The 8714-nt window shown below is 72.0% G+C and carries 2 protein-coding genes; both read left to right on the top strand.

The genetic code is table 11. The features are described from left to right. On the top strand, nucleotides 1–6642 hold a 6642-nt coding region (locus ACZ4Z5_RS33060; protein ID WP_468269933.1), incomplete at its 5' end, for an SDR family NAD(P)-dependent oxidoreductase. A 179-nt stretch (nucleotides 6643–6821) separates the two neighbouring features. Further along, nucleotides 6822–8714: type I polyketide synthase (locus tag ACZ4Z5_RS33055; RefSeq protein ID WP_468269931.1), on the top strand; the 1893-nt coding region annotated here is incomplete at its 3' end.

Raw genomic sequence — 8714 nt, 5'->3', positions numbered from 1 at the left:
CTGTCCGGGCTCGGTGTGGAGGTGTCGGTCGTGGCGTGTGACGCCGCCGACCGTGATGCCCTCCGTGTCCTCCTGGCCGCGGAGGCCGAGACGCTCACCGCTGTGGTCCACACGGCCGGAATCCTCGATGACGGTGTTCTGGACGCCCTGACCCCGGACCGCTTCGAGACCGTCCTGGGTGCGAAGGCGACCTCCGCGCTCAACCTGCACGAGCTGACCGTCGAGCTCGGCATCGAGCTCTCCGCCTTCGTGCTCTTCTCGTCCGTCACCGGTACGTGGGGTACGGCCGGCCAGGCCAACTACGCTGCCGCGAACGCATATCTGGACGCCCTGGCCGAGCAGCGGCGTGCCGCCGGCCTGGCGGCTACGTCGATCGCCTGGGGCCCGTGGGCCGAGGGCGGCATGGCCGCCGGCGGTGTGCTGGAGACCCGTATGCGCAAGGGCGGTGTGCCGCCCATGGCCGCCGCGCCGGCCATCGAGGCCCTGGGCCACGCGCTCGACGCCAACGACACCGTCGTCGCCGTCGTGGACGTGGACTGGGAGCGGTTCGCTCCCGGCTTCATCGCGGTACGCCCCAGCCGTCTCCTTGCCGAACTGCCCGAAGCACGCGGCTTCTTCGCCCTGAGCGCGGACGGCGACGGCCGGACCGACGCGGCTGCCGAACGCCGTTCCTCGCTCGTACAGCGGCTCGCAGGTCTCTCCGCCACCGAGCGGGACCGGCTGCTGCTCGACCTGGTGCGCAAGGAGGTCGCCGCAGTCCTCGGCCACGTCGGCGCGGAGAGCGTCGGTGCGGGACGGGCATTCAAGGAGCTCGGCTTCGACTCGCTCACCGCGGTCGAACTGCGCAACCGCCTGAATGCCGCCACAGAACTGCGGCTCCCGGCCACACTGATCTACGACTACCCGACCTCCGCCGACCTGGCGGACCATCTGCGTGCCGGACTGCTCGGCACCGGGGCCGCGGCGGCCACCCCCATCCCTGCGACCAGGGCCGCCGACGACGATCCGATCGCGATCGTCGCGATGAGCTGCCGCTTCCCCGGCGGGGTACGCACCCCCGAGGACCTCTGGCAGCTGCTGGCCGCCGGAGGCGACGCCATCGGTGAGTTCCCGGCCGACCGCGGCTGGGACGCCGAGTCACTGTTCGGGCCGCGGTCCGAACAGGACGCCTCGTACGCCCGCGAGGGCGGATTCCTCTACGACGTCGCGGACTTCGACCCCGGCTTCTTCGGGATCTCGCCCCGTGAGGCCCTTGCCATGGATCCGCAGCAGCGGCTTCTCCTGGAGACCTCCTGGGAGGCGTTCGAGCGGGCCGGTGTCGACCCGTCGTCCCTGCGCGGCAGCCAGGCAGGTGTGTTCGTCGGCACCAACGGCCAGGACTACCTCTCACTCGTGCTGAACTCCGCCGACGGGGGCGACGGTTTCATGAGCACCGGGAACTCCGCGAGTGTCGTCTCTGGCCGGCTCTCCTATGTCTTCGGGCTCGAGGGCCCGGCCGTCACCGTCGACACCGCGTGTTCGGCGTCGCTCGTGGCCCTGCACCTCGCGGTGCAGGCGCTCCGCAATGGTGATTGCTCGATCGCGCTGGCCGGTGGTGTCACCGTGATGTCGACGCCGGGAGCGTTCGTCGAGTTCGCCCGCCAGGGCGGGCTCGCCTCGGACGGCCGGATCAAGGCGTTCGCTGCTGGGGCGGATGGTACGGGCTGGGGTGAGGGTGTGGGCATGCTGCTGGTGGAGCGGCTGTCTGACGCCCGGCGCAACGGGCATCCGGTGCTGGCGGTGGTGCGTGGTTCGGCGATCAACCAGGACGGCGCCAGCAACGGTCTGACGGCGCCGAACGGTCCGTCGCAGCAGCGGGTGATCCGTCAGGCTCTGGCGGGTGCGGGTCTGTCCGCCGCTGAGGTGGACGCGGTGGAGGCGCACGGTACGGGTACGCGGCTCGGTGATCCGATCGAGGCGCAGGCGCTGCTGGCCACGTACGGGCAGGACCGCCCGGCCGGCCGGCCGCTGCTGCTGGGGTCGGTGAAGTCGAACATCGGTCACACGCAGGCCGCGGCGGGTGTCGCGGGTGTGATGAAGATGGTGCTGGCGATGCAGCACGGGGTGCTTCCGCAGACCCTGCACGTCGATGAGCCCACCCCGCACGTGGACTGGTCGGCCGGCGACATCGAGCTCCTGACCGAACGACGCGCGTGGCCGGAGACCGGCCGACCCCGCCGGGCCGGCGTCTCCTCGTTCGGAGTGAGCGGTACGAACGCGCACACCGTCCTGGAGCAGGCTCCGGCGGTTCCTGAGGTGGAAGCCGACATCGAGCAGCCGCGGGATGTCCCCGGCACGTGGCCGTGGATCCTGTCGGGCAGGACCGAAGCGGCCCTGCGTGACCAGGCGGCCCGGCTCCTCGCGTACCTCGACGGAGACGGCGGGCTGCGGCCGGTGGACGTCGGTCACTCGCTCGCGAACGGTCGGGCGGTGCTCGACCACCGCGCCGTGATCGCCGCGGGCGAGCGAGGGGAGTACCGCGAGGCGCTGACCGCGCTGAGGACAGGCGACTCGGCCGCCCGGCTCACGCAGGGTGTGGCGAGCGGGGACCGGCAGGTGGCGTTCCTGTTCACCGGACAGGGCAGCCAGCGGCTCGGGATGGGTCGCGAGCTCTACGAGACCTACGCGGTCTTCGCGGACGTGCTCGACGCGGTCTGCGCCCACATGGACGTCCACCTTGAACTGCCCTTGAAGGATGTGCTGTTCGGGGCCGATGCGGCGGTGCTGGACCGGACGGAGTTCACGCAGCCGGCGCTGTTCGCGCTCGAGGTGGCGTTGTTCCGTCTTGTGGAGAGCTGGGGTCTGCGGCCGGACTTCGTGTCCGGTCACTCGATCGGTGAGATCGCCGCCGCGCATGTGGCGGGGGTGCTGTCGCTGGAGGATGCGTGCACTCTGGTGGCGGCCCGTGGCCGTCTGATGCAGGCACTGCCGTCCGGTGGTGTGATGATCGCGGTGCAGGCTTCGGAGGACGAGGTGCTGCCGCTGCTGACCGGGACCGACCGGGTGGGCATTGCCGCGGTCAACGGTCCGCAGTCGGTCGTGGTTGCCGGTGACGAGGACGCGGCGGTCGTGATCGCCGAGCGTTTCGAGGGGCGGGGCCGGAAGACGAAGCGTCTGACGGTCAGTCATGCGTTCCACTCGCCGCACATGGACGGCATGCTGGCTGACTTCCGCAAGGCAGCCGAGGAGCTCACGTACGAGGCTCCGCGCATCCCGGTCGTCTCCAACCTGACCGGTACCCTGGTCACCGACGAGATGGCTTCGGCGGACTTCTGGGTCCGGCACGTCCGCGAGGCGGTCCGCTTCCTCGACGGCATCCGCGCCCTCGAAGCGGCCGGCGTGACGACGTACGTCGAGCTCGGCCCCGACGGCGTGCTCTCCGCACTGGCACAGGACTGCGTGACGGACGACGCCGCGTTTCTCCCCGTGCTCCGAAAGGGCCGCCCCGAGGCCGAGGCCGTCACCACGGCTATCGCCCAGGCACACGTCCACGGCGTCACCGTCGACTGGCGGGCGTACTTCTCCGGCACCGGCGCCCGGCGTGTCGACCTGCCCACGTACGCCTTCCAGCACGAGCGCTACTGGGTCGATTCCTTCGCCGCGTTCGAGGACGCCGTCTCGCTCGGCGTCGAGCCGGCAGGGCACCCCCTGCTCGGCGCTGCGGTCGAGCTGCCGGACACGGGCGGGTTCCTGTTCACCGGCCGGCTTTCCCGCCGTACGCACCCGTGGCTCGCCGACCACGTCGTGGCGGACTCCGTGGTCGTGCCGGGCGCGGCCTTCGTCGAACTGGCCCTGCGAGCCGGGGACGAGGCCGGCTGCGGGCAGGTGGAGGAGCTGATCCTGGAGGCGCCGCTGGTGCTTCCTGAGGAAGGGGCCGTACAGCTCCGGCTCACCGTGGGCGGGGCAGACGACGACGGACGCCGCCCCGTGCAGGTGCACAGCCGCCCGGAGGCAACCGCCGTGGAAGGGCCGTCCGGCGGGACCTGGTCCCGTCACGCCACCGGGTTCCTGACCGCAGGCGAATCCGGCGACAACGGCGCCATCAGCGATGGCGGCCGTACCAGCGACAACGGCAGCACCGGCGACGCCGGCTGCGCCGGGCCGTGGCCGCCCACCGGAGCCGAGGAGGTCTCCGTCGAGGCGGTACGCGAACGGCTCATGGCCGGGGGACTCCACCACGGGCCGGCCCTGAGGGCCCTGACCCAGGTCTGGGTGCGGGGCGAGGAGGTCTTCGCCCAGGCTCGACTTTCCGACGAACTGCGTGCCTCCGCAGGCCGGTTCGCCCTGCACCCCGCCCTGCTGGACACCGTGCTGCAGGCGTCGGCGGCCGCAACCACCTCCTGCGAATCCGCCGGCCGCGAATCGACGGCCTGGCGCTGGGTACGGCTGCACGCGGTCGGGGCGGACGCGCTGCGTCTGCGGATCACCCCCGACGGCACGGACACCGTGTCCGTCGAGCTGGCCGACGAGCAGGGCGCGCCCGTCGCATCCGTCGAGGCCCTGGTGACCCGGAAGCTCGACGTCGAACGGTTCGCAGTGGCAGCGGACGGGGTGCACGACTCACTGTTCCGGCTCGACTGGGTGCGTACCACGGTGCCGGCCCGGCCGGCCGCCGAGACCCTCGCGGTCGTCGGCGAGGCCAGCGGCAGTACCGCTGACGGTCGCGACCTCCTCGCCGCTGCTCTGGGCCGCGCGGGAGCCCCCGTCGCGAAGTACGACGATCTGGCGGCGCTGGACGCGGCCGTCACGGCCGGGCGGCAGCCGATGCCCGACATCGTGGTCGTGCCGTTCATGGCCGCCACCGGTACGACGGCGCAGGACACCGCCCGCCTCGCGCAGGAGACGCGTGACGTGACGCACCGCGCGCTCGCGGCCGTGCAGAGCTGGCTGGACAACGGCCGCTTCGCCGGCGTGCGCCTCGCCGTGGTGACCCGGGGTGCGGTGGCCGCCCACACGGACACCGAGGCCGGGGACCTCGCCCACACCCCGGTGTGGGGTCTGCTGCGCGCCGCGCAGACCGAGCACCCCGACCGGTTCGTCCTCGTCGACCTGGACGACGCGGACGCCTCGGGCCGGGTCCTGCCCGGTGCTCTGGCCGCCGCCGAACCCGAACTGGCCATACGCAGCGGGGTGTTGTACGTACCCCGCCTCGCGCGGACGATTGCCCCGGCGGCGGCAACCGGTGACGCGCAGAGCCGTATCGACACCCGCGGTACGGTCCTGATCACCGGGGCCGGCGGCGGACTCGCCGGCCTCCTCGCCCGGCACCTGGTCGCCGAGCACGGTGTACGGCATCTGCTGCTCACCGGACGCAGGGGCGCCGGGGCCGACAGGGCCGCCGAACTCACCGAGCAGCTGACGGCGTTGGGAGCATCGGTCACCTGGGCGGCATGCGACGTCGCCGACCGGGACGCCGTGGCCGCGCTCCTGGCGTCCGTGCCCGCCGAGCGTCCGCTGACGGCCGTCGTCCACACCGCGGCCGTCCTGGACGACGGCGTCGTGGACCTGCTCACGCCCGAGCGCGTCGACAGGGTCCTTCGGCCGAAGGCCGAGGGGGCTCTCCACCTGCACGAACTGACCCGGCACCTCGACCTGTCGGCGTTCGTCCTCTTCTCCGCCGCCGCCGGCACCCTCGGTGGCGCCGGGCAGGCCAACTACGCCGCGGCGAACGTCTTCCTCGACGCCCTCGCCCGACACCGGCGGGCCCGCGGTCTCACCGCGCTGTCCCTGGTGTGGGGCATGTGGGCCGAGGAACGCGGCATGGCGGGCCGGCTCACCGAGGCGGAGCGGGCCCGCACCGCACGCGGTGGAGTGGCGCCGCTGTCGGCGGCGGACGGCCTGGCGCTCTTCGACACGGCGCTCGCGGCGGACGAGCCGGTCCTGATGCCGGTCGGGGTCGACCTTCCGACCCTGCGGGCCCGCGCCGCCGACGGCGAGATCCTGCCCGTGTTCCGCGGACTGGTCCGGACTCCGGTGCGGCAGCGCCGGGCGGCGGCGACGTCCGGCGCGAACCGTGCGGAGGAGCAGGCCGCCACCGCCTCCGCCGGTACGAATGAGCAGACGCTGGCGCAGCGGCTGGCCGAGCTGCCGGCCGCAGAGCGGGAGCAGACCGTACTGGATCTGGTACGCGGGCAGGTCGCGGCCGTACTCGGGTACCGGTCGGCCGAACTCATCGGCGAGGAACAGGCGTTCAAGGAGTTGGGCTTCGACTCGCTGACCGCCGTCGAGCTGCGCAACAGGCTCGGCGCGGCCGCCGGGCTCCGGCTGCCCGCCACCTTGATCTACGACCACCCGAACCCCGCCGCGCTCGCACGGCAGCTGCTGAGCGAGTCGGCTTCGGAGGGCACGGCAGCGCGTAAGCTCTCCGTACTGGAGGAACTCGACCGCCTCGAAGGCACCTTCGCCGCGCTGGACCCGGCGGAACTCGCCGCCGCGGCCGACGACGACGCGGACCACGCACGCGTCGCGGTGCGCCTGCAGGCCCTGCTCGCCCGATGGAACGACGCCCGTCGGCCGGACGGCGATACCGCGGCCGACGAGATCGAGGACGCGAGCGACGACGAACTGTTCGCCCTCATCGACAAGAAGTTCGGCCAGGGCTGAACCCCAGCCATCCCCAGGCCGTACCGCCGGAACCCCTGTCCGGCGGTACGGCCACCGGCCTGTCCAATTCCGTCAAATATCCTCGGGTTCCCCTGAACTCCCCCTGAAGTCCCTTGAATTCCCCGAGCCCTCCCCTGAGTCCCTCCGCGGTCTCGATCACGCGAATAGGTGAAGCGCCAGTGGCGAACGAAGCAAAGCTCCGCGAATACCTCAAGAAGGTCACGACGGATCTCGACGAGGCGTACGGACGTCTGCGGGACATCGAGAGCCAGGCACACGAGCCCATCGCCATCACAGCCATGAGCTGCCGATTCCCCGGTGACGTCCGATCTCCCGAAGAATTGTGGGATCTGCTCGCCTCCGGCGGTGACGCCCTCACCGAATTCCCCACGGACCGTGGCTGGGACCTGGACCGCCTGTTCTCGGACGACCCCGACGGCCAGGGCACCTCGACCCCCCGCGAGGGCGGATTCCTCAGCGGCGCGTCCGCGTTCGACGCCCACTTCTTCGGGATCTCCCCGCGCGAGGCCATGGCGATGGACCCGCAGCAGCGGCTGCTGCTGGAAACCTCCTGGGAGGCCTTCGAACGGGCAGGGATCGACCCGCACGTCCTGCGCGGCAGCCGGTGCGGCGTCTTCGTCGGCATGAACGGCGCGGACTACCTCACCCCGCTGTTGGATGCCGCTGAGGACTACGCGGGCCACCTGGGCACCGGCAACGCCTCCAGTGTGCTGTCCGGCCGGCTGTCCTACACCTTCGGTCTCGAGGGCCCGGCCGTCACCGTCGACACGGCCTGCTCGGCGTCGCTGGTCGCACTCCACCTGGCGGTGCAGGCGCTGCGGGCCGGGGAGTGCTCGCTGGCCGTCGCCGGCGGCGTGCACGTGATGTCCACCCCCGGGCTCTTCGTGGAGTTCAGCAAGCAGCGTGGACTCTCCGCGGACGGCCGTTGCAAGGCGTTCGCGGCGGGAGCCGACGGCTTCGGCCCGGCGGAAGGTGTGGGCGTCCTCCTCCTGGAACGGCTCTCCGACGCGCGGAGGAACGGACGCCCGGTGCTCGCCGTGGTCCGGGGCTCGGCGATCAACCAGGACGGTGCGAGCAACGGCCTCACGGCCCCCAACGGCCCGTCGCAGCAGCGCGTCATCCGCCAGGCCCTGGCGAACGCCCGGCTGTCCACCGACCAGGTGGACGTCGTGGAGGCCCACGGTACGGGGACGTCACTCGGTGACCCGATCGAGGCGCAGGCGCTGCTGGCGACGTACGGCCAGGACCGGCCCACCGACCGTCCGCTGCTGCTGGGGTCGGTCAAGTCCAACATCGGTCACACCCAGGCCGCCGCCGGTGTCGCCGGTGTGATCAAGATGGTCCTTGCCATGCGGCACGGTGTGCTGCCGCAGAGCCTCCACATCGACGAGCCCTCGCCCCACGTGGACTGGGAGTCCGGCGCCGTCGCGCTGCTCACGGAGCAGACGGCGTGGCCCGAAACGACGCATCCGCGTCGTGCGGGTGTGTCGTCGTTCGGGTTCAGCGGGACGAATGCGCATGTGATCGTGGAGCAGGCGCCGGAGCCGGGGTCGGAGCCGGTTGAGGGTGGGTCTCGGTCGGGTTTGCCGGTGGTGCCGTGGGTGCTGTCGGGCAGGAGTGCGGGGGCGTTGCGGGCGCAGGCGGAGCGTCTGTCGGGCTGGTTGGCCGATGGGGCCGGGTCGGGTGTGGATCCGGTGGATGTGGGCTGGTCGTTGGCGTCGACGCGTGCGGGGTTGGAGCACCGGGCGGTGGTGTTGGGTGACCACGTCGGTGGTGTCGACGCGGTCGCGTCGGGGGCTCTGGCGGCCGGTGTCGTGACGGGTTCCGTCGTCGGTGGGAAGACGGTGTTTGTGTTTCCGGGGCAGGGGTCGCAGTGGGTGGGTATGGCTGCGGCGTTGCTGGAGTCGTCGCCGGTGTTTGCTGCGCGGGTTGATGAGTGTGCGGAGGCGTTGGGGCCGTTCACCGGCTGGTCGTTGGTGGATGTGCTGCGTGGTGCCGAGGGTGCGCCGTCGCTGGAGCGGGTGGATGTGGTGCAGCCTGCGTTGTTTGCG

Source organism: Streptomyces sp. NPDC030222, from assembly GCF_055573115.1.
This window is presented reverse-complemented; position numbering and strand designations above follow the sequence as displayed.